13 protein-coding genes are annotated in these 23,116 nt (G+C 64.4%); 4 read left to right on the forward strand and 9 right to left on the reverse strand.

The window, feature by feature from the left end; genetic code table 11:
* Positions 1-79: 79 nt before the first annotated feature.
* From FA87_RS19365 to FA87_RS19375, 3 genes are read right to left on the reverse strand one after another with little or no spacing between them, the layout of a single operon-like run.
* Positions 80-796: a LytTR family DNA-binding domain-containing protein gene (locus FA87_RS19365; RefSeq protein WP_043696932.1), complete on the reverse strand. Its 717-nt coding sequence runs from the start codon at positions 794-796 to the stop codon at positions 80-82.
* Positions 774-1,841: a histidine kinase gene (locus tag FA87_RS19370; protein WP_036108885.1), complete on the reverse strand. Its 1,068-nt coding sequence runs from the start codon at positions 1,839-1,841 to the stop codon at positions 774-776. Before FA87_RS19370 ends, FA87_RS19365 begins: the two co-directional genes overlap by 23 nt.
* 44 nt (positions 1,842-1,885) lie before the next feature.
* Positions 1,886-2,551, reverse strand: a complete 666-nt coding sequence (locus tag FA87_RS19375) for a carboxylesterase (RefSeq protein WP_036108882.1) — start codon at positions 2,549-2,551, stop codon at positions 1,886-1,888.
* Positions 2,552-2,740: 189 nt separating this feature from the next.
* Between FA87_RS19375 and FA87_RS19380 the strand changes: the two genes are divergently transcribed.
* Complete coding sequence (locus tag FA87_RS19380) at positions 2,741-4,225, forward strand: FAD-dependent oxidoreductase (protein ID WP_043696934.1); 1,485 nt, start codon at positions 2,741-2,743, stop codon at positions 4,223-4,225.
* A 52-nt stretch (positions 4,226-4,277) separates the two neighbouring features.
* Here FA87_RS19380 and FA87_RS19385 read toward each other — a convergent pair whose 3' ends face one another.
* From FA87_RS19385 to FA87_RS19400, 4 genes are all read right to left on the reverse strand, one after another.
* Positions 4,278-5,378 (reverse strand): glutathionylspermidine synthase family protein, encoded by a 1,101-nt coding sequence (locus tag FA87_RS19385; protein WP_043696935.1) that lies wholly within the window; start codon positions 5,376-5,378, stop codon positions 4,278-4,280.
* Complete coding sequence (locus FA87_RS19390; protein ID WP_043696938.1) at positions 5,378-5,857, reverse strand: hypothetical protein; 480 nt, start codon at positions 5,855-5,857, stop codon at positions 5,378-5,380. Before FA87_RS19390 ends, FA87_RS19385 begins: the two co-directional genes overlap by 1 nt.
* Positions 5,858-5,869: 12 nt before the next feature.
* Positions 5,870-6,274 (reverse strand): DUF350 domain-containing protein, encoded by a 405-nt coding sequence (locus FA87_RS19395; RefSeq protein WP_036108873.1) that lies wholly within the window; start codon positions 6,272-6,274, stop codon positions 5,870-5,872.
* An 89-nt stretch (positions 6,275-6,363) separates the two neighbouring features.
* Complete coding sequence (locus tag FA87_RS19400; RefSeq protein WP_081996664.1) at positions 6,364-8,466, reverse strand: prolyl oligopeptidase family serine peptidase; 2,103 nt, start codon at positions 8,464-8,466, stop codon at positions 6,364-6,366.
* A gap of 121 nt (positions 8,467-8,587) precedes the next feature.
* Here FA87_RS19400 and FA87_RS19405 point away from each other — a divergent pair, with 121 nt between their 5' ends.
* A complete protein-coding gene (locus FA87_RS19405; RefSeq protein ID WP_043698576.1) occupies positions 8,588-10,999 on the forward strand; it encodes a prolyl oligopeptidase family serine peptidase in 2,412 nt (803 codons plus the stop codon).
* A gap of 3 nt (positions 11,000-11,002) precedes the next feature.
* On the opposite strand, the gene FA87_RS20895 is transcribed toward FA87_RS19405, so the two are convergent.
* Positions 11,003-20,476 (reverse strand): neuraminidase-like domain-containing protein, encoded by a 9,474-nt coding sequence (locus FA87_RS20895; protein WP_043696941.1) that lies wholly within the window; start codon positions 20,474-20,476, stop codon positions 11,003-11,005.
* Between the two features lie 135 nt (positions 20,477-20,611).
* A complete protein-coding gene (locus FA87_RS19415) occupies positions 20,612-20,959 on the reverse strand; it encodes a hypothetical protein (protein WP_156128596.1) in 348 nt (115 codons plus the stop codon).
* 343 nt (positions 20,960-21,302) lie between these two features.
* On the opposite strand from FA87_RS19415, the gene kdpF reads away from it, so the two are divergent.
* Together kdpF and kdpA are read left to right on the forward strand one after the other, a co-directional pair.
* Positions 21,303-21,395, forward strand: coding sequence for a K(+)-transporting ATPase subunit F (gene kdpF / locus FA87_RS20570; protein ID WP_081908594.1), 93 nt, complete (start codon positions 21,303-21,305; stop codon positions 21,393-21,395).
* Positions 21,392-23,113 carry a potassium-transporting ATPase subunit KdpA gene (gene kdpA, locus FA87_RS19420; RefSeq protein ID WP_043696946.1) on the forward strand — a complete coding sequence of 574 codons (1,722 nt, stop codon included), beginning with the start codon at positions 21,392-21,394 and terminating at the stop codon, positions 23,111-23,113. The genes kdpF and kdpA overlap by 4 nt, the downstream gene beginning before the upstream one ends.
* Positions 23,114-23,116: the final 3 nt, after the last annotated feature.

The following is a 23,116-nucleotide window of genomic DNA, read 5'->3' on the forward strand; positions in this document are numbered from 1 at the left end:
TCCTGGCGCTGGCTCGGTCGAAAGCGTGATTGTCCCGCAATCCAACCCGGCGTGCAGCGCGGCGACGTGTCACGCGGCCTCAGCCGGCCTCCGCGCGAAGCAGCTGGCGCACCGCGGGCAGGTTGCGCCGGCTGACTTCGGGTGTGACCTCGGTACCGGCCAGGCGCGCCATCACGCGACCGTCGGTCAACGTTTTCAGACCTACCAGGCGTGTACGCGGCACCAGGCAGTTGCGGTGCAGGCGGATCAGGCGCTCGCCATGCGCGATCTCGAGCTGGCGCAGCGACTCATCGATCAGCCACATCCCGCCACTATGATGCACGGCGACATACTTCTCGTCGGCGAGGAGATAGAGCACGTCGTCGAGCGCCACACGGACCTCGTCGTTGCCACTGCGCGCACGGAGCCACGCGTTACGCGATGGCTGAGGGGCGCGTACCGTGCGCATCGCGGCACGATCCAGCGCCTCGGCCAGACGCTCCGCGAGTATGGGCTTGAGCACGTAGTCGGTCGCACCGAGGTCGAAAGCGCTCAGCGCGTGTTGCTCGTAGGCCGTGCAGAAAATGACCTGCGGACGCTCGACGAGCGTGGCCAGCTGCACGGCGACGGCGGTGCCCGACAATCCAGGCATTTCCACATCGAGCAGCACGAGGTCCGGTCGCAACGACGCGCAGGCGGCGATCACCGCATCGCCGTCGGCGGCCTCGCCGACGATTTCCACGTCGTCGCGTGGCGCCAGCAACGCCTTCAGGCGTGCCCGTGCCAGCGGCTCGTCATCGGCGATCAGGACGCGCATGCGCGGACTCCGGCAGAAAAACGGTGACGATGAAATGGCCCTCGCGCTGTTCCGCACGCACGCTGGCGCGCTGGCCGAAATGATAGGCGACGCGTTCGCGCACGTTGCGCAGTCCATGTCCGGTGCCGGGCGTCGGCAGAGCATCGGAGAGCGAGTTCTCGATCACGATCTCCACGCCACCGGGGACACGTCGTCCGGCAAGGCGAATGCTTCCACCGGTGCGGCTGGGCTGCACGCCGTGACGAACCGCGTTCTCGACCAGCGGCTGCAGCAGCAGGTGCGGCAACGGCAGATCGGCGGGTACGTCGATGTCGCGCTCGACGCGCAGCCGGTCGCCCAGGCGCAGGGACTCGATCTCCAGATAACGGTCGACCAGGGTCCACTCGTCACCCAGCGTGCCTACCGCATGATGATCGCTGCCCAGCGCCGCGCGGAACAACTCGCCCAGGTTCTCGACGGTGCGTTCGGCCGCGTCGGGATCGACGCGGATCAGCGCGGCCACCGCATTCATGCTGTTGAAGAGGAAATGCGGGCGGATGCGTGCCTGCAGCGCGGCGACCTGTGCCTGTGCGGCAGCGGCGACCCGTGCCTGCCATTGTGCGACGACGTAGAAGTAGCGGAGCAAGCCGGCACCGAGCAGCCCCGTGGCGATGCTGGCGTCGCGCACGAAGCCGGTGCGCGACGCCGGCGTCATGCCTGTCCTGATGCTGTGGTCGACCCAGCCAAGCAAAGCGGCGCTCGCCGCCACCAGCAGGACGAGTACGAGCCACACCGCGGCATACGGTGCCATGCCGGGGAGACGCTGCATCCATGGCCGCAGTTTGCACAGCGCGACCGTCAGCAGAACCGACAGCCAGCTGGTGAAAAGCACCGCTGTTCCATAGTCGCGCCAGTCGGCGTGGCTGCCGGGTGCCAGGCACATGAGGGTGACCGTGAGCGAGCCGACCACCAGCAACGCGAACAGCAGCGGCAGGCTGCAGAAGTCGGGCAGAGGCGCCGACGGAGGGCGCAAGCCCTGGGTCGAGTCGGTAGGGGCGGCGGACATGCGGCGAGTATGCCGGATGCCCGCACGCGCCGACGCGCGCGGGATCACGCGTTCGCGAAGAGCCCGGAGAACCAGGCGCGGATGTCGACGATCTCCGGCAGGCTCACCTGATGAGCCATCGGATAGCTGTGCCAGTCCACGCGATGGCCGAGCAGCTCGAGCACCTGCCGCGAGTGCTCGCCGAGCGCCATCGGCACGACCGGGTCGGCGCTGCCGTGGCCCCAGAAGATCGGCGTGGCGTGGTTGGCGCCGCTGCGCTCGGCTTCGATGGTGTCGTGCAGGGGCAGGTAGGCCGAAAGAATCAGCAGGCCGGCCAGACCTTCGCGATGACGCAGGCCTGCCGACAACGCCATCGCGCCGCCCTGCGAAAAGCCGGCCAGCACGATCCGCGATGCGGGCACGCCACGCTCGACCTCACGGGCGATCAGCGCCTCGACTTCGTCGATGGAAGCGCGGATGCCTTCGGCGTCCTGCTTGTCCGCGATGGACAAGCCTTTGATGTCGTACCAGGCGCGCATGGGCACGCCGTTGTTTACCGTCACCGGCCTGACCGGCGCATGCGGAAACACGAAGCGGATCGCCGGCCACGACGGATCGGCCAGCTCAGGCACGATCGGCGCGAAGTCATTGCCGTCCGCGCCGAGCCCATGCAGCCAGATCACCGACCAGACGGGCGATGGACGGGTTTCCTGTTCGACGGTAGGCAGCATGAGGTGTTCCGGTATTCGAGGACTCCGAATCCTACCAGCCCCGATATTCCCCCGGAGATCGATCGGCGCCGACGCCAGATACGCGCGGGCGCCTGGATCTGACGAGATATGTGTATCTTGCACTTTCTTTGGTGCACGCTTAGCCTCGCCTCCAATATGTGCATATTGCACACGATTCGGAGGTTCCCCATGCGTGATTCCGTTGACGTCCTGATCTGCGGTGCCGGAGCGGCCGGCCTGACCCTGGCTATCGATCTGGCCCGCCGTGGCATCGCTTTTCGCCTGATCGAAAAGCTCCCCTCGCCCTTTCAGGGGTCCCGTGGCAAGGGTATTCAGCCGCGCAGCCTGGAGGTCTTCGAAGACTTAGGCCTTCTGGACCGGGCCATGGCGACGGGCGGTGCCTATCCTCCCGTGCGCAAATATGCCGCCGACGGCTCCTTCGTCGACCAGGAAATGGTCGGGGCCGATCACCCCCCGACGCCAGCGGAGCCGTACCGGCTGCCGCTGATGGTTCCGCAGTTCCTCACCGAGACGCTGATGCGCGAGCGTCTTCTCGAGCTCGGGGCGGTGGTCGAATTCGGTGTGGAGCTGACCGGCTTAGCGGCGACTGACACGGGCGTTGAAGCCACCGTGCGGAGCGAACGAGGCGACGAGGTCATCCGCGCAAGCTATCTGATCGGATGCGACGGCGGACGAAGCTTCGTCCGCGGTGCGTTGGGCATCGACTTTCCCGGTAAGACACTGGGCGTGAGAGCGATCGTGGCCGACGTGATTCTGGAAGGTCTGTCGCGCGACGTCTGGCATCGGTTCGACGGCGGTGATGGTAAGCACCTGAGCATCTGTCCGCTTGCGGGCAGCGACCTGTTCCAGATTCAGGGCCCCATTCCGCTGGAAGGCGACATCGATCTTTCCGCCGAAGGGCTGACTCGCCGTGTCGTCGAGGCGACGGGTCGTGAGGACATCGTGCTGCGTTCGGTGTCCTGGGCCTCGGCATACACCATGAACGCGCGGCTGGCGGATCGCTATCGCGACGGCCGCGTCTTTCTCGCAGGCGATGCGGCGCATATCCATCCGCCGACCGGCGGCCAGGGCCTCAATACCAGTCTCCAGGATGCCTACAACCTCGGCTGGAAACTGGCGGCCGTGCTTCGCGGCGCACCCGGGTCGCTGCTCGATACCTACGAGGCCGAACGCCGTCCGATCGCGGCCGGGATGCTGGGCCTTTCCACGCGTCTGCTCGAGGGATTCAAAAAAGGCGATAACCGCCGGGGCCGCGAGGTACAGCAGCTGGATCTGGATTACGCCGAATCGCCGCTGTCCTTCGTGTCAGACGCCGCCAGTCATCTTGCACCGGGGAGTCGCGCACCGGACGCCAACGTGCGCGGCGCGGGTGGCGGCGCCACGCGGCTCTTTCATCTGTTCAGGGGAACGCACTGGACGTTGCTGGTGAGCGGGTCGGCGCCGTTCACTCCACGCGCCGGTATGCACATCCACCGGATCGGACCGGGACTGGAGTTCGACGACCATCTCGGTCAGTTCACCGCCTTCTACGGTGTGCCGGATCGTGCGGCCATGCTGATCCGGCCGGATGGTTATGTGGCCGGCGTCTTCGCTGCCGCGCAGGCCGAGGCATTGCAGGCGTATCTCGACCGGGTGTTGCCCGCCGGTACGTAGCGCCTGCGCCGGCTGGCTCCCATCAGAGCGGCGCGTCCCCGAGTAACCGCCGTCAACGAAACAGATGCGGCACGAAGCAGCTGGTGTTGCGCGTGATCCGGTCGTCATCCTCGCGGATGCCGATGCCGGCCGGCTCATCGCCGATCACCCAGGAACCGACCAACGCGTGCCGACCCTGGAATACCGGCAGCGGTGCGAGCGCCTGATACACGGTAAGCGGCGTCTGCGCACCACGCTCATGGGCATCGAGCACCGCGATGCCCTCGCCTTCGCGACCCCAGTAAGGCTTGGCCACCGCCGCGCCGACGATGTCTTCGCGCCGCCTGCTCGCTGCGAGAAGATTCGGGTGCCCCGGAAAGAACTCCCACAGCAACGGGAGAATCGCCTTGTTCGACAGCAGCATCTTCCATGGTGGCTCGAGCCAGCGCGTGCCGCTTGCGGGAATGTGTTGCGCGAACGCTTCGCTCATCAGCCATTCCCACGGATACAGCTTGAACAACCGGTCGATGGGACGGTCGGCCAGGTCGATGAATGCCTTGCCCGACCAGCCGATGTCCTCGATGTCCAGCGCCTGCACGTCGTGCCCGGCCTGCCGGCAGGTGTCCACGAGATAGTCCGTCGTGGTCGCGTCTTCAGGGTTGTCGTAACACGCCGCGAAGTGCACACGCGGTCCACCCCCGACGGTGCGCCAGCGGTCGATCAGCTTCTCGTGGATCGAATTGAACTGATCCGCGTCGGAGGCGACTTCTTCCAGCCAGTACCACTGCACGACCGAGGCTTCGAACAGCGACGTCGGTGTATCCGCGTTGTACTCGAGCAGCTTCGGCGCCGAACGGCCGTCGTACGACAGGTCCATGCGCCCGTAGAGCGCAGGGTCGCGATCGAACCAGCTGCGCTCGATCAGGCGCGCGGCGCGGTCATCGAGCCCGAGCTCGGTGTAGCGGCCGTCGCGTACGATCCGGTCGACGGCTTCGAGACACAGGGCATGCAATTCGGCCGTGGCGGCCTCGAGCACGTCGACCTGCGCTTCGTCGAACACGTAGCAGGCATCCTCGCGCCAGTACGTTTTGCCGTCGATGGTGTGAAAACCAAAGCCGATGGCTTCGACGTGCGTCTGCCAGTCCTTGCGAGGGACGATGGTCTCGCGGCGCATCAGCCGCCCCGCGCGGAGACGCGTCCGCTCGAGCCGAAGCCTCCGCGGCTGCCGAAATCGAAGCCGGTCGGGCCGTGGCCGGCGAAGCCGCCGCCACCCGCGACGGTGCGCCCCGGACCCGGGTCACCCTTGAACGCGTTGCCGCGCCAGTCGCTGCGATACCAGGGGCCGTAGTAGTGATAGCCGGCCGAATGGCCACCGCCGCTTCCCGACACGGGCTGGTCCTGAGTGCACTGCCCGGTGGCGTAGTCGTGCTCGCAGTCCTCGAGCGAGGCGTAGCTGTTGCGTTGGACATCCTTGCCGCCGAAGGCGGCATAGCCGGCCACCGTCGCACCCAGGAGGCCGAGCGCGATCGCAACCGACCGGCGCCGGGTCAACGGCTCCTCCGTGAGGCGTGTCGGAGCGTTATAACCGCGCGGCAGATCGATGGACCAGGAGGCCGGTTTGAAGGGATGATCGGACTCAGGACGTTCGGACATGATGAGCCGTCCTCAGTACGTCATCGCTGCGGCGTTGAGCGTGCCGACACAGGCCGCCACGATCGCCACGAACAGTGCCACGGAGCGGACGTCCGCTTCGATCCGGCCACGCAGGTCGCGCACGACGAGGCGCAGGACGAGGTGGGTCAACAACTGGACGACCCAGGCAACCAGACCCCAGAGGGCGAGATCGACGAGGCTCACGCTGTGCGCGATCGCACTCGCCAGTGGCTGTACGAAGCCGATGGCCGCACCGCCGAGGCTGATCGCCGCCGAGAGATTGCCCTCGCGGATCAGCGCCATCTCACGCTGCGGGGTGATCCAGATGTAGGTCACCACGAAGGCGACGAAATAAAACACGCCCAGGGCCAGGTAGGCCACGAACGCGGGCAGGGTGAACAGGTCCGACACGATCACGCAGGCATCCTTGTTTGAGGCGGCCTCCCCTGGCCGCCTCGCAAGGATAGGCTGGCTACCCGGTGGGAGCCAGCCCCGTTGGCGAACGCTTACTCGCCGAGCCCCAGTTCCGTCGCAAAGAACGTCAGCTGCAGCGCCGCATTACCTACCCGCTGGCTGAAAGGCGCACCGACGCCATGCCCTGCATTCATCCGCGTCAGCAACAGTACCGGCTGACCGGAAGTCGAGGCGTCCTGCAACGCGGCGGCGAACTTGCGCGACTGCCACGGCGCGACGCGTGGATCGTTGGCGCCCGTGGTGAGCAGCACCGCCGGATACTTCGTCCCCGCCTTGACGTTGTGCAGCGGCGAATACGCCAGCATCGCCTTCGCGATCACCGGATCCGTCGTGCTGCCGTACTCGCTCACGTTGTATGGACCATTCGTAAAAGCCGTCTCGTGACGCGGCACGTCATAGATGCCGACGGCACCGACCACGGCGCGATACTGCTCCGGATGCTGCGTCAGCGCGGCACCCATCAACAGGCCGCCGTTGCTGCCGCCGAGGATGCCCAGGTGGCCGCGGTCGGTCCAATTCGTGTCGATCAGCGCCTGCGATGCGGCGTAGAAGTCGTCGAACACGTTTTGCTTGCGCTGCTTCTGGCCCTGCTCGTGCCACGCTTCACCGAACTCGTTGCCGCCGCGAATGTTGGCGTAAGCGAGCACGCCACCACGCTCCAGCCAGGCCAGGTTGGCGCCGACGAAGCCCGGCGTTACCGGAAGGCCGAAACCGCCATAGCTGTAGAGGATGGTCGGCCGCTTGCCGTTCGGGGTGATCGCATCCATCGAAATCACGGTGACGGGAATCTTCGTGCCGTCCTTCGATACGCCGTCGATGCGCGACACTTTCACCTTCGAGTAGTCCGCGGCGGGCTTTACCTCGAACACGGTTTTCAACGTGCCGCTGGCGCCGTCGTACTCCGCCCAGCGGGTCGGGGTGGTCCAGCCGCCGTAGCTCAGCAAGGCCTTGTTCTGTCCGGCTTCGGAAGCGACGCCGCCGATCGTGATACCGGTCGCCGGCAGCGGCACGCGGCGGACCAGGGTGGCCTTCGCGTCGTACTGATCGGCCCACCAGTCGGGGCCGGCGCTGCGCACGACGAGAAACCCGTCGCCCATGGCGGAGACACGCTGAATCGCACCGTCACCCTGGGCGAGCACATCGCTGCGCTTGCCATTGGCGCCGACGGCGAGGAGTCTGCCACGCGGCGCATCGGCGAAAGCGACGACGATCAGGCGGTCGCCGACCCACGCGGCGGAGCGCACGTCCGCATCGCGGCCCAGCACACGCTTGAACTCACCCTTGCCCTGCCGCAGGTACACCTCCGCCGGGCCGCCGTCGCCTTCATTGGCGAGCAGCGCGGTGGACGCACCTCCCTTGCCCTCGAGCAGGATGTACTCGGCGACATGCGAGTAGCCCTTGCCGAAAACCGTGCGGTCCTTCGTGGCGGCCTCGCCGATCGTGTGATGCGCGAGCACCGCGTCGAACTCGCGCAGCGCCTGGCCCGCGGCGGGCGTCTCGAAACGCGCGTAGGTCACGCCCTTCTCATCGGCATCCCAGGCGAGCGCCTGCGGTGTGGTGCCGCCGCCGGCCAGGGGCAGCAGGTCGGGCAACGCCTTGCCGGTCGTGGTGTCGAGGATGTGGATGGTGGTCAGTTCGCTGCCGCCTTCCGCCGTGCCATAGGCCAGGTACCTGCCGCTGGGCGACGGCCAGTATTCGGTGATCGCGGTGCTGCCGTCACCCTGGTTCGGGTCGACCAGCGTGCGCGTCGGACCATCGGGCCACGCCTTCGCCACCAGCAGCGGTTGTGCCTGCGGCGGCGTGCTCTCGAAGTAGAACAGGGTGCCGCCGGCGAGCGTCGGCGAACTGCGCGTGGTCGACGTGATCGCCAGTTCGCGCACGCGAGCGCTCAGCGCCTTGCCCAACGGCATCGCGCCGATGGTGGCTTCGGTGTAGGCGTTCTGGGCATCGATCCACTGTTTGACGTCGGCGGCTTCGGGGTTCTCGAGCCAGCGGTAGGGGTCGTTGACCGGCTGGCCGGCCAGGGTTTCGGAGACCATGCGCTTCGGCGTCGAGGGGGCCTGGCTCGTGGCGGCATGGGCACCGCAGGCGACGAACAGGCTCACGGCGAGCAGGCGGGGGACAAAGGCGCGCATGGGATCGACTCCAGGGTGGGAAGGCGTCGAGCGTAGCAAACCGGGCGGGAGGACTCGCCGTGCCGAAAGGGGTGGCTGGCGGGTTATGCTCGTCCGCTTTGCCATTCCCGGGATCCGCCCGATGCGTGTACTTGCCGCCGCCCTGCTCACCGCCTTTGCCGCCGCGCCGTCGCTGGCCGCGCCGCCGCCTCCGCTGGACATGGAGATGATCATGGCGAACCCGGACTGGATCGGGCCGGCGGTGGAAGACGCGTACTGGGGTGTCGATGGCCGCGAGGTGTATTACTCGCTGAAACACGACGGCACGCCGGTGCGCGACCTCTACCGCGTCGGCGCCAACGGCGGAGTGCCGGAGCGCCTCGATCCGAGGGCAGCGGCGAATGCCGACGGCACGAAGCTGGTGTTCGACCGCGACCATCGCCATGCCGCTTTCATCCGCCACGGTGACGTCTTTCTCCGCGACCTTGGCACGGGCGCCACGGTGCAGGTCACGCGTACCGAAGCGACCGAAAGTCAGCCGCGCTTTTCCCTCGATGGCCGCCTGCTGACTTTCCGCGCGGGCAACGAATGGTTTGCCTATGCCGTTGCCGGTGGCCCCGCTGGCAAAGCGGCGGTGCTCGAGGAAAAGGACGACCCCAGCGCAAAGACCTCCGACGACCTCGAAGACGACCAGCAAAAGCTGTTCTCCACCCTGCGCGGTCTGCGCGCCGACGAGGCGGCAATGAAGACCGAGAAGGACGCCCTCGCCGCCGCCGACCCCGGTCGTGCGCCCGCGCCCTTCTGGCTGGGCAAGAACGTCAGCGTCGCCGATACCTCGCTCTCGCCCGACGGCCACTGGCTCCTCGTCGTCACCCAGGCCAAGGATGCGGACGCCGGCAAGATCGCCGACCTCACCCACTACGTGACCGACTCGGGCTACGCCGAGCCTGAAGCGACGCGCGCGTACGTCGGCCGCAGCGACCCCGCGCCGCAGTCGCTGCGTCTGCTCGACCTGAGCACGCACACCAGCTACGACCTCGACACGAAGACGTTGCCCGGCATCGGCGACGACCCGCTGGCCGACCTGCGCGCGAAGACCGTGGCCGCGCTGCGCAAGGACGGCAAGAACGACCGCGCCGACGCGCTGGCCGCACCCAAGACACGCCCGGTCATCGTCAACGGTGAATACAGCCCCGGCATCGTCTGGAGCGACGATGGCCATAACGTCGCCGTGCAGCTCCGTGCGATCGACAACAAAGACCGCTGGATCGCCACGGTCGACTTCGGCAGGCACACACTGGTCAGCCAGCACCGCCTGACCGACAAGGCATGGATCAACTGGGATGGCAACGACTTCGGCTGGTTGAACGATGGCCGTACGCTCTGGTACCTGAGCGAAGAATCCGGCTTTGCGCAGCTCTATACCCGTCCGCTGGGCGGCAAGGCCACGGCGCTGACCTCCGGCCGCTTCGAGGTCGACCACCCGGTGCTCAGCCCGGATGGCGGTACGTTCTACGTGCGCAGCAACAAGGTCGCGCCGTACAGCTACGACATCTACCGTGTGCCGTCGACGGGTGGCGAACTGCGCCGTGTCACGCAGTACGGCAGTCTCGACGATTTCTCGCTGTCGCCGGACGGACGTTCGCTGGCGGTGCTGCACTCGTCGCCGTACGTGCCTTCGCAGTTGTCGACCGTTAGCGTCGACGGCGGCGCACCGCGCGAACTCACCGACACGCGAAAGCCGGGCTACAAGGCGCGCGAGTGGATCGCGCCGAAAATCGTCGAAGTGCCGTCGAGCCACGGCGCGGGCACCATCTACGCTAAGTTCTATGGGCCGGCCGACGCTGCGGCAGCCGCATCGCGCCCTGCCGTGATCTTCGTGCACGGAGCGGGCTACCTGCAGAACGTGCACCTGTCGTATCCCGCGTACTTCCGCGAGCAGATGTTCCACAACCTGCTCGTGCAGCGCGGCTACGTCGTGCTCGACATGGATTACCGCGCGTCGAAGGGCTACGGTCGCGACTGGCGCACCGCGATCTACCGCCAGATGGGTCACCCCGAACTGGACGACCTGCTCGACGGCAAGGCATGGCTGGTGAAGAACCAGGGCGTGGACAGCAAGCGCGTGGGCATCTACGGCGGTAGCTACGGCGGCTTCATGACGCTGATCGCCCTGCTGCGCTCGCCGGGCGAGTTCGCTGCCGGTGCCGCGCTGCGTCCGGTCTCCGACTGGACCAGCTACAACCACGAGTACACATCCAACATCCTCAACGATCCGCAGATCGATCCCGAGGTGTATGCGACCAGCTCGCCGATCAACTATGCCGACAAGCTGGCCGACCCGCTGCTGATCGAGCACGGCCTGATTGACGACAACGTGCTGGCGAGCGATTCGATCCGTCTGTACCAGCGCTTCATCGAACTGCACAAGAAAAATTTCTGGATGTCGCTGTATCCGATGGAGCGGCATGGGTTCGTACATGCCGACTCCTGGTACGACGAGTATCGGCGGATCGATGAGCTGTTTCGGGAGCGGCTGGAGCGCAGCCCCTGAAGGCTAACTGGGCTCCCAATATCGCATTGCGAAGTTGAGTTTGCCTGCCTGGACTTGGAAGTGGTCGCGTCGTTTGTAGAAGAGTCTGTTGCCTTCCTTGACGTCGACGAAGAGCTCCAAGGCAAACAAACGCTCTGGCGTGCCAGCGCGGAAGATGCTCACGCTGTATCGGGAGATCGCCAGGATGGATGTGTTGTGAAAAGCGGATACGACGTCGTCGATGTCTTGTAGAGCGAAGAGCTCGTTGATCTTGGCCTTAGCTTCGTCGCCGGTGGTGCCAGGCCAGATTGCGTAGAACGTCTCGATCATTTTTTTCGCACTGATCTCCTCGGCAGTATCCCAGTCTGGTGCCTCGCCACCTTTGCTACTGCGCTGGGGCCACGAGAGGTCGGCCGATCGGGGCTGGGTATCCTCCGGCTCAGCGGGCTGATCGGGAACATCCGGGACATCCGGGACATCCGGGACATCCGGGACATCCGGCACGTCCGGAATTCCAGGAACACCCGGGACACCCGGAACATCGGGCGCCTGCGGCTTGTCGGGCTCATCGGCCGTCTGTGGCGAGCCAGGTGCTTCCGGGCTGCCGGGTTCGCCGGGCGGCTGTGCCGGGGAATTTCCCACGGTATGTTCGACAACCTCGTAACCGTTGCGTGTCCACCGCAGCTTGAGCTGTTCCTTGATGCCGCCAAGATCGTACGGATGCTCATAGGTGACGGTCGGCGACTCTCCCGGGTCGCTGACGACGCAATCCGCGGATTGCAATGCGGTCCGACCTAGTCTGTGCTGCTCGTTCTCACTGCTTATGTCGATGCCCTTGCCGTCCTTCAGGACGTAGAAGGTCTGAAGCAATTTCAGCTTTTCGTCCCGCGTCTCTTTAGCCGAAGCCTTCGATGCCCGCCACGCGATAGCGAGGTTCGCGATGAAACGACGGATACCTGCTTCGCTCCGGGCGTCCGAACCCGGTTCGGCAGGCGCATGGCTTGAAACCACCCTGGTCGTCGGCGGTGCCTTGGTATTTTCCTGCATGAGCTCCTTCACCTGAAAGGTGAAAGCCCCACCGCCCCAGACGGCAGAGTAGTCCAGCCGCAGAACGATATCCTCGATGTCCTCGGCATAAGCCGCCCTCATAGCCTCATCGCCGGGAAGCGTCAGCGTCCATTCGGAAACCGCGCCCGTACCTTCGAAGGGCGTATAGCGGCCATCCATGAATTCATTACGCAGTACGACGGTCGTCATCGGATCGTCGTGCACGCGCGGCTTTGTGGATGAAATCAGGATGTACTGGTTGGCTCGCAGGTTGCGCCGAATCGAGGAAGGGGTCTCGGAACCCGGCGCCCGAAGCCATCTCGCGCCTTCTATGTCGGGGGTGACATGCAGGTTGTTGGCGCGCTGGGTGAGAACCGCGCGGAGGACGCTCGTTTCGGTGAGCGTCTTTGCGTCCGGCTTCAGTTTGAACTCCACCGACACGTGCCGGATCTGCCGCAGGTAGTGGCCGGGGTAATCTTCGTCGAACATCTTCTGTGTTAAACGGATCCACAGGCGGTTCTTCTTCAGTCCTTCGGCGAGCTGTCTGTTGTCGAACGTGCTCACCGAAATATCCCTGCCCTCGGCATCCTTGCCCGGTGTCGTCCTGGGCCCACCGCCAGCGAGCGTGGCGATGGAGATGTCTTTGTGAATCAGCGGGCGTCGCTCGTGTACACGCAGGTACGAGCTCTGCATCGCCTGCAGGTCGTTCTGTAGCGCCTCGCCGGCGAACATGCCCCGCCAGGCACCCTGCCAAGCATCCAGCCGCACATGGCGCGTGCCGAAGTCGCCGGTCTCGAACATGTAGCTGGCTTCCGCCGAAAGGCACAGGCTCAATACGGACTGGTAGGCGGACGCGTAGAGTTCGCCGAGGCGTCCGAGCATCCAGGTATAGGTGTCCGCGATGGCAAACCCGCTGGTCAGTGTCGCGAACTCGGTGCGCAGGCGACCTTGCTGTGCGACGGCCTGGTCGAGTTCCTTTTTGGCGGTGGCGAGGCGTGACGCCTGCTCCGCCTCCTGAGCGGACAAGATCTCGAGGTCACCTCGCGCCAGTTCGATCTCATGCCTGAATTCGTCATCCCGGCGATTGTAGGCAGCCTCTGTGCGCAGATCCTCGGCAAGCAAGCGGGTCGCTTCGGCAAAGGTCTCCAGCTTTTCTTCGATGGCGTCGGGGGCAGCGTCCCACTTATTACCGCCCGTCGACATTCCAAACACATTCATCAGGGATCTAAGGGGAACCTTTGCCAGAACGGGAGCACTTGTCGCGTAAAGCGTCGCAACAGCGGCGTATCCGGTCGTCGAAGCAAGAATTTCGAGTGGATTGCGACCCACTTGCTCGGTGTAGTGCCTGACTCGCTTTTCCACATTCCGTCGGCTGGCCTTCAAGGTCATACCTTCGCGCTCGACCGTCACGATGGCCTGCCTGCGTAACGACACATCGAAATCCGCGACCGCCATCAGCGTCGTCTGCTTTTCAACCTCGTACGCGTTATCCGCTTCATGTTCCGCGATGTGGAAAAGGTAGCGCCCCAGATCGGTCAGCCGCTCCACCGCGGCTTGTGCGAAAGCCAGCCCATCGCGGAACCGGTGATGAGGAATCTGGTTCATTCGCAGGAGGTCCTGCATGGCGCCGGTGCCACCCCGGCCGCCGCTAAACGTCAGCGATTCATGCACGCCGCGGCCTATGTACGGTAGAAACGTCCCATCGATCGCCCGGCCGTGGCGAAGGTTGGACAAGCGACTGAGTATGAGATCCCGTGTCTCCCGAAGACGCAGGTTGACCGGCGCGACAAAGGCGTCACCCAGCGAGCGTAACGTGACTGGCCTCCAGGGCGCGGCGTCACCTGGCTCTTCCAGCGGACCGATAAGCCGCAAGGCACGCTGGTAGCACAACCATGCTTCCTGCAGGCTCTCCGGCGTCAGCTTGCGAAACAGCTCATCGCCCTGCATCAGCCACAGGCCGACCGCAAAGGCATGTAGCGCCTTCTGGAAATGCACGTGGTCCGCGTAACCTGCCAGCTCCGGTGCCTCGCCCGTATCGGAGGCTACCGACATCGGATACACGAGTGGCATGCTGTTCCAGAACGGGCGAGGGGGTGTCGCGCTCGTCGTCTGTCCGCGGTAGGGGTCGAACAGATACTGACTGCACCAGCGCCACGCCGCTGCGTACTCGCGCTTCTCGCGCAGGTTCCACGCGATCAGCCAGGGGACATGGAAGAACAACTCCCAGAAATAAAGTCCGTTGGCTCCACGAAAATCGACGAAACCGCCGCTTTCACCCTTGCGAAGGGCAGGCTCCGGCAGTGTCTGCGTGTCGAAGGAGAGAACCGCGTCCATCGAGCGAGCGGCCCGACCGACGAGCGGTTTTCCGAACAAGGTGTTCAGGCGCACTGGCGGCCGACGGGACTCATCCAGGTCCAGATATTGCGCATTCGACGTGTTGTGCCAGATGTAGACGGTCGGCACGCGATCGTCCGGCGACGATGCTTCCTCGGCCCGGTCGACCAGGGTAAACGTGCGTTTCAGCGTGAGCCACGTGCGCGCTTTGCCATCCGGATCGTTGGCAGGATCGTCCGGAACCTCGAGCGTCAGGGTGATCGGATAGGTTCTGGTGTCGGGATCGACGGGGAAATACGCTTCGATCTTCTTTCGGCCCATCTTCTCCATGTACAGCTTTTTCTTGAAGGGCTCGCTGGACCTCGTGCCGTCACTACCGAAGGCGGCGATCAGACGAGCGTAAAGGTTACCGTAGGACTCGGCATGATTCATGGCGAAGCTGACGATCTCTTCGACCGCTCGCGCGCCCAGTTCAGCCCCTCCGGCGTCCGATACGGTTCGAAAGAGGGATGCGGAGAAGGCGACGCGCAATGCCTCTTTTTGTTCACGGTTCAGCGACTGAACCGCCCGGAGGAATGGTACTGAACCTTTCAGCGCGACGGCGACGTTGGTGTCCTGCTCGGCTCCAGGACGACCCATCGCCTTATCGTAGGAGCGATTGTCGACACGCCACGTAAAAGGGTCGAGTTTCGGCAGCCACGTTCTGGCCTGTTTATCTGCTTCTGCACAAATGTGGAGTGCATCCAGATGCACGTTCTGCAGGTCGCCCAATAGACTCGAGTCGTCGGATATGGTGGTCGTCACCGCGCCGGACTGAAGCTTTGCGGTGATCGGCAGAGGGACGTATGTGATCGTTTCTCCCTGGTTGGCGCGGGGTTTCGAAACGAAAACGGAACCGACGGATTGGTTGGATAGCTGTCTGATGCCTTTAAGGGTATATCGGACCCAGTCGCGGCCGACATTCACGTAGACAACCGTGCCGATCCAATGCGATGTGTCAAGCTTAACCCTCTTGTTTTCGTAATCTACATCGAGTCTCACGGGCTCAAAATCGATCGACGCTTCATAGTCTCCCGCACGGGGACCGAGTTTATTCGTTTTCCAAGCCGATCTGTTTATGAGAAAGGCAACATATACCGCCATCGCGTCAATTTCGTCTCTTACATGATCGTCAACGGGTGAATGTTGAAAAAAAGGTATGAGATCACCAGCGAGAACGTAAATTTCTCCCGAATGGATTACCGAGAACTTACGCTTCCTTGTGGGCGTCGCGTGCTCCGTGAGGATTCGGTAGCTCACAGGAATCGCACTATCGGGTCTAGCATCTGCGGTAAAACGGACAGCGAAGGTACGAGATGAACGAGCGCCGCTCGCGGTGAAATCGCCGTCAGGAAAGAGCTCGCCCTCAACCCATTGGAGACGAGGAAATTTTCCAGTCGCCGACTCAATGGTGACGATCATGCGCTCGTCGACGAGGATTTCCGCGACATCCTCACGACCGTGAATATCCCTGTCGTCGACGATGACGCGTTCGCGGTCGCGCCACACGCTGTCGACGGTCCCGGTGACTTTCATGCGCTCGCCATCTTCGGAAAGCACAGCGGTCAGCGTCGCTGGCTGCGAGTCCAGCATGATCATCTTCTTTGTAACCGCTTCCCTCACGTCGTCATCCGAGGTTTCCGAATCTTTCCCTGAAGTGAGGCGATAGCGTGTTCCAAGATAGGGATGTTGTACGACGCGAGGGTCGCTGAAAAGCTTTTGCCAGTTTAAAACGAGCTTCCGCTCGAGCTTGTCCGACGCGTCCGCGTCGAGCCGTCGCTTGTCGACGAGCAGAAGATCACGCACGGCGATGAAATACGGGCTGTATGCTGCTGTTTTGGGTATCGTCGATTGCTTGCGGCGCTCAAGTTCGGCTTTGCTCGACTCATCAAGGGACGCTGCGCCTTCGTCGGCCGCGCGGACGAGTAACACATCGGAAGCCGCCATCTTGCTGTCGAGCAGCAGTGCCACCAGCAAAGGCTCATGCCTACGCCGCTTACCCTTGCGGTTCTCCATGACGGCCAACGTCGGCTGGTACTCACGGGTGACGAGGTTGAGACGCTCCTTGCACATGCCGTGAATCTGGTCGTCGCTCGTGGGCTTTCGTCGATTGCCGTCGGCGGACCGCCCATTCAGTTCGAGAAGCTTGTTTGCCGAGCTCCAGTGTCCGTCCGATTCCTGATAGCAGAAGCACACTCTCATGACGTAGTAGGCGCTCGCGCGGTCCTGATCGTCGAAGACGATGGGTGAAACGTCCCGCTCCGCCCAGACGACATAAGGGCGCCCGTCGATGGTCAGCGGACGAATGACCGGCACTTCATCCCGGGGGTCGTTGGCTCTCGCATGCGCGGCCTTCAATGAGAATTCCGCCTGGTGGAAATCCGCGGCTGCCTTATTCGCCTGTTCGATGGCAACAGAGGATGCGGCTTCGTCGGCGGTAGCCTGGTCAATCTCCGCCTTGGTGGGCTGAGGCCTGGCTGCGACGGTTTGCGATGCGACCGCCTTCGCCGTTGCAGTCTCTTCGGCTTTCTGACTTGCGTCTTTGCGTTCGCGCGCCGCTTCCAGGTCGGCAGTCGCTTTATCGAGTTGCGCCTTGTCTGGCCTGGGTGGCAACTTGCACGTGACCAACTCGCCTACCAGTGGAAGATCGATCGCTCGCCAGTCACTCCATGCAAGCATGGAGAACTGATCGCCCGGTGCCTTGACGGACATATCCGCGGTGCGCCAGAAGTATTCCGGCGGTTCTGCGTTGCTCTGCCCGATGATGTGCAGCTTGTTGCTGGCGGGATCGATGCCTTCGTGATAACCGGATATGGCCTGAATGTTGCTGACGCGCTCGAACGTCGTCAGATACGAGAGCAGGTTCGTTTCGATATCGGCAGGACGTGCCTGCCCCTGGGCAAGCTGCGTTTCGAGGTCGCTGAAAGCACGCGTCTTGTGTTGCCGGCGGCCCGACTCGATGTAGTTCTCGGGGTAGAGCGCTCGCTCTTCGCGAGAGCGCCAGTCCTCGTAACGCGCCTGGTACGTCGTCCAGGCTTCCCGAACCGCCTTCATGTCTTTGGCGGTATCGAGGCGCCTCTCCAGTCCGCTCAGCAATCGATGGATGTACAGCTGAAGGCTGCTTACCGCCGCATCCACACGTGTCGTCTGGGGTTCGACACCCACGGAGATATCCGTCAACAGCCAGTCGGCCAGTGCATCCCGGTCGGCAAATGGCTGGTTATCGGCGTCCCTCGCATGAACGTGGAGCCAGGCAAGCATGGCATCGCGGCGGGATGCGTCGTGCCGACCGATCATCGTCGTCCGGTCGGCTTCACCGAAGTTGGTCATGAGTTGATTGGCGACAGCCGAAAGCCACGCGGCGTTGCTGCCCGCATGCGAGGCCGACAGGGCGACGATCGCACCCGGCGCGATACCCGATCGATCGGCAAGCGCCAGAACGCGGAGAAGCCACGCCAGGTCGTGCACGTCGGCTGGGGCAGCGTTGCCCAGTTTCAATAATTCCTTGGGTACACCGAGGGTGGCCTCCAGTGCGACCGGGTCACCGCGCAGCCATGCGATCAGCCGCGAGGCCGTCTCGGATGGTGCGTTGCCTGCCCGGCGTGCCGCTTCGCTGATGACGAGGTTCCACTCCGTCAGCCGGTAGACCGTGCGGAGGTCGATGACGCCCGGGGATCCATCTTCCGTACGCTCATCGAGCCCGAACTTCCGTGGAAGCGCGGCGACGGCATCTACATCGTCCGCGGTGAGGCCGAGCAGGGCGACCAGTTCGCCGGGTTGTCGAAACGCGCCCGCCAGGCGGCCGATCTGTGTGCGTCCAGCGTGTTCCAGGTATAGCGCGAGAAGGTCTTCCTGGCTCACGGAGATCCAGCGCCCGACGCACTCCCGAAGCTTCGCATCCTTGATGCCGGGCACGATGGCCGCGAGCACATCGCTTGCGCGATCCATCTGGTTACGTCGCGCTGCCCAGAGGATGTCGCTCGTTTTCCGGACGGCTTCGTCGAACCGCGACTCGGCGTCTGCCTCTTCAAGCAAGTGTTCCGGAAACAGGCTATCCAGCGTGGCCGCGTATGTTCCCGTCGCCACATCCTCCCGGGTGAGCCGGAAGGGCGCCTCGGCCAGCAGGTCGTGGACCGCCGCGCGCATGCTCTCCATGTCGGTCATCAGAAAGGCGGCTTTTTGAAGCCTGCCGTCCGGTCGAATCAGCGACGCAAGCAGCACGAAGGGGTCGGTGTCCTCGTCGTCCGCGTCAACGGCAAAAGCAAGGCGGTCGAAGATGGGCGCCAGGTCGGTCTTGTGGATCAGGCCCGTGGTTCCGCCGGCCCGATGGTATGTGACGACCTGGTCCGCGGCATCGATGGTCGCGGTCCGGGCGGCGCCCGGTGCGAGCACGGCGAAGAGGCGTGCGGGAGGCAGTTCGTGCTCGCGCAACCAGTCCCGCATGTTCATCAGCGTGACGATCGCATCGACGATGTCAGGAGCGTCGGTCCCTTTTTCGGTGTTCAGCCGCGGCTGGGCCAGCTGCGCAAAGAGTGTGCCTTGCGTGCTCCGGAAGAGTTCCAGCAGGGCGGACGCTTCAGTCTCATCGGCTATGCCCAGCCACCGCGGCAGTAACGCGAGACGATGGCAGGCGGAGATGAAATCCAGCGTGCGGGTGGGTGCGCGCTCGCCTCGCGCATCCCGGATCCAGCCAAGGTAGCGAAGCAAGGTCTCTTCACGAAGACCCAGTCCCAGGCATAGCGCGCGCACGGTCGCATCGGCGACCAGTGGCGCGGCAGCAGAACTTTCGGCGGACGGCGCCTCGATCGCGAAGGGCGCACCATCCATGACCGGCGGCGCATGGGCACGTCCGGGCGCGAATAACCGATCGAAATACGATGTGTCGCGCCCGGTGGCATAAGGAGAGATCTCATGTACGACCGCCGCGTAGGCGTCGAGATCCACGGATCGGCTATCGCGCAAGTGCGCGTAGAGACCCAGCACGCGAAGGACGTTGAGGTCGATGCGTCGCCCCTTCTCGACCCGCTGGGCACCGAAGGCCGCCTGGAGTAAGCGGTCGATGTGCGCAAAGGACAGGTCCATGCCTGCCTGGATGCGCAGGATTCGCCAGACCCGGTCGAGATGGGCGGCGGTCAGCCCTTCGATCGTCACCGCCGACCCGCTGTCGCTGCCGGCGCGGACGAGACGCAGCGGCGCTGTGGCGCCGTCGTTGAGGTAGCTTGCACCGAACGCACTGCTATCCGGCGATGCGCCTGGCTTTCCCGCGTCGCTCACCCGCACGGAGGACACATGGGCGGTGTCGCCTGCCCCGGCTACACCATTGACCGCAAGGAGCTGCCGAAGCCGCTTGCGGTTGAGGCCGGTCACCTTCAGGAATGAGGCGCTCGCCGTGAGACTGTCGACGGACACGTCGGCCGGAAGTCCGAGACGCGTCCGCAGTGAGGCGGAAGAGGGCGCGGTGTCCCCGGGAGCGGCATCAAGCGACGTGGACTCCGGAACCACCAGGTTACGTATCTGGGCGGGCGACAGGTGGGTGCACAGCGGCAGCACCTCGCGCATACCGACGGCGGCGGGCGCACCGCAGGCAAAGCCGGGATAGTCGCGATCGACCTGCCTCAAGGTGTCCCAGCGCAGGAGATCCTTGTACCAATGGACCTGCATGATCCTGTCCCAGGCACCGTCGAACGGCAGCGTCGGTGGCCAGCTGGCCTCCGCCAGGATGTCCGCGCACGCTGCGCGGTCCGTTCGATCGGCCTTGGCGGTACCCACGATCAAGGCTTCAAGGATGTCGTTGACCAGCGTGAGCCGGGGGACGCGGCGCTTCAACGCGGGCTCGTCCAGAAGCAACGCCGGGATGTCCGGACGACGCCTTTCGAGCGGGCTTTTCGGTGCGTCGTCGAACCGTTTCTCCAGGGAACCCGCGACGTCGAACAGCATTTTCAGATAGGCCAGAGGCCCCAGCTTGCTCTGTAGCGCGTCCGGAAGGCACTGGTCGACGGAAAGGTCTCCGAACAGAGACGGGTAGTCCGCGGCAAACGTATTGGGCCGGGGCGTCGCGGTGGAAGTCGGGGCAGACATCGGCAAGTCCTTTTGCGGTGGGCGTCGTTACGCCCAATCCACCCTACGCTGGCCTTCGGTACCGGGGCACCGGCCATCCGTTGTAGGCGCCGTCTGCACGAATACGGCCGAACCGGACGAAAGCCGCGACTTACCCTAGGTATCTTCGGCGGCGGCAGGATCGGCTCGCGAGACCTCTCTCGATGAAATCCGCAAAAGCTCCTCGAAATGAACATGCGGATTGACCAGCGTGACGCCGTCGACCTTGAAGCCCTCGAGGCACTCGTGGCGCATGGTGGCCTCGAAGGCGGCCAGGGCGGTCTTGACCACTTCGTCGTCGATCATGTGGTCCGAGAGGTACCACTTCCGCCCCCGAAACGCGCGACGCTCGCCCGTGGTCACGCAAGGCGTGTCGTATTCCACCTGAAGAAAGATACGGCCGTCTTTCGGCGCCTTGACGTCACGCTCGATGCGAAGCCGGAACACGGTGTCAAAGGCTGACATCGAGATTCGTCCGCACAGCGCTCTCACCGTGTCGATATATGCCGGGTCCATGAGCATCCTGCTCCTCTATTTGCAAGGGTCCGTTCAGCGCTCGGAGCGCCCACGGATTCTTGAGCTCGTCTCTGGCAACTGTCAACTCGCGTGTTTCTTTACGCAAACGTTACGCCCGGGGGAATGGCCGATACACCGTAAATATCGCGCAAAGCGAACAATGCGCACCGTCCTCTTCGACGGAACACACCCGTGGAACTCCTGTACGTCCTTCTCGTCATCGTGCTCACGGCCATGACGATCGGCTTCCTCATGATCTGCGACCGGCTCGGCCGGCGCTGAGGAAACCCCTATGTCTCTCGTCTACATCGTAGCCACCGCCATCGCGGTGGCACTGACCGGTTACCTCTGCGTGGCCCTCCTCAAGCCGGAGTGGTTCGAATGAGCGCCAACGACATCTTTCAGATCGGCCTCTTCCTGGCGATCCTGCTGGTGCTGGTGAAGCCGGTCGGCCAGTATATGGCGCTGGTCTTCGCCGACGAACCGAACAAGGTCACCCGTTTCGGTGGTCGCATCGAGCGCGTGCTCTATCGCGTCTCGGGCATCCGCGCCGGCGAGGACATGAGCTGGACGCGCTACGCCATCGCCATGCTCGCCTTCAACGTGGCCGGCCTTGCCGTGGTCTACCTGTTGCAGCGTGCGCAGGCATGGTTGCCGCTGAATCCACAGCATTTCGGCGCGGTCTCGCCCGATTCGGCGATGAATACCGCGATCAGCTTTGCCACGAACACCAACTGGCAGGGTTACGCGGGTGAGTCGACGATGAGCTACCTCACCCAGGCCCTCGGCCTGGCCGTGCAGAACTTCCTCTCCGCCGCCACCGGTATCGCCGTGCTGATCGCGGTGATCCGCGGCTTCAGTCGCCGGGGCGCGTCCGCCGTCGGAAACTTCTGGGTCGATATGACCCGCGCCACGCTCTATGTGCTGGTGCCGTTTTCGCTGGTCATCGCGTTGCTCCTCGTGTCGCAGGGTGTCGTCCAGAACCTGGCGCCCTACCTCGACGTCGCCACGGTGCAGCAGGGCACACAGACGCTGCCGATGGGCCCGGCCGCTTCGCAGATCGCGATCAAGATGCTCGGCACGAATGGCGGCGGGTTCTTCAACGCCAACTCCGCGCACCCGTTCGAGAACCCGACACCGTTCTCGAACTTCGTCGAGATGCTTTCGATCTTCCTGATTCCGGCGGCACTTTGTTACACCTTCGGCAGCATGGTCGGCGATCGCCGCCAGGGCTGGGCGATCCTCGCCACCATGCTGCTCATTTTCGTGCCGCTGACCGTCGGTCTGGTCGCCGCCGAGCAGGCGGGCAACCCCGCGCTGCACGGTCTGGCCATCGACGCCCAGGCCTCAGGCCTGCAGGCGGGCGGCAACATGGAAGGCAAGGAAACCCGCTTCGGTATCGCCGCCTCGGGCCTGTTCGCCGCGATCACCACGGCCGCGTCCTGCGGCGCCGTAAACACGATGCACGACTCGCTGACACCGCTGGGCGGCCTCGTACCGATGTGGCTCATGCAGCTGGGCGAGGTGATCTTCGGCGGTGTCGGCTCGGGCCTCTACGGCATGCTTGCCTTCGCCGTGGTCGCGGTCTTCATCGCCGGCCTGATGGTGGGACGCACACCGGAATACCTCGGCAAGAAGATCGAGGCGCACGAGATGAAGATGGCCAGCCTGGCGGTGCTTCTGCCGTGCGCGCTGGTCGTCATCGGCACCGCCATCGCGGTGATGTCGAAGGCCGGCGTCGCGGGGGTGTCCAATCCCGGCGCTCATGGCTTCAGCGAGATGCTCTACGCGGTCAGCTCGGCGGCGAACAACAATGGCAGCGCGTTCGGTGGCCTTTCGGCAAACACGCCGTTCTGGAACGTTCTGCTCGGTATCTGCATGTTCCTGTCCCGCTTCCCGCTGGCGATCGCGATGCTGGCCATGGCCGGTTCGCTCGCGGCGAAGAAGCATGTCCCCGAGAGCGCCGGGACACTGCCCACGCACACGCCGCTGTTCATCACGCTGCTTGCCTGCATCGTCATCGTCGTGGGCGCGCTGACCTTCCTCCCGGCACTGGCCCTTGGGCCTATCGCCGAACAACTGATGTCCGCCACGGGCCACTGATCC

The organism is Luteibacter sp. 9133 (assembly GCF_000800155.1).
Taxonomy (GTDB): Bacteria; Pseudomonadota; Gammaproteobacteria; order Xanthomonadales; family Rhodanobacteraceae; genus Luteibacter; species Luteibacter mycovicinus.